The organism is Undibacterium sp. Ji22W (assembly GCF_049340305.1).
Taxonomy (GTDB): domain Bacteria; phylum Pseudomonadota; class Gammaproteobacteria; order Burkholderiales; family Burkholderiaceae_D; genus Undibacterium.
In genome coordinates, this window is record NZ_JBMPOU010000017.1 from 1 (window position 1) to 351 (window position 351).

1 protein-coding gene is annotated in these 351 nt (G+C 54.4%); it reads right to left on the minus strand.

All coding sequences use genetic code 11. The annotated features are described in order from the left end of the window. Positions 1–351, minus strand: a 351-nt coding sequence (locus ACO0KW_RS20395; protein ID WP_423055177.1) for an Ig-like domain-containing protein, incomplete at both ends; no start/stop codon positions are given.

Below are 351 nucleotides of genomic sequence, written 5' to 3' on the forward strand. Positions count from 1 at the left end.
ATGTCGGCGTATAAATAATATTCAGGCCGCTGATATTTGCCGTGCCGTGCGATGGAGCGCTGGCCAAACTTAAATTAGTGACGGTCCCGTTGACACTTGCTGGGATAGCGTTATTTGCGCTGTCTTGTAATACGCTGGCACGCAGTGCATTGGCCACTGGCGCGACGCCACTCACGGTGATGTTGATCGTCCCCACATTGGACACACCATACGTATTGCTTGCGGTGAATTGCAGACTGTCGGCGCCGACATAGCCAGGCGCGGGTGTGTAGATGACATTCAGTCCGCTGACACTCGCACTGCCATGCGCAGGTGCACCTACCAGTGTGATGCTATTCGCACTTCCAGTGA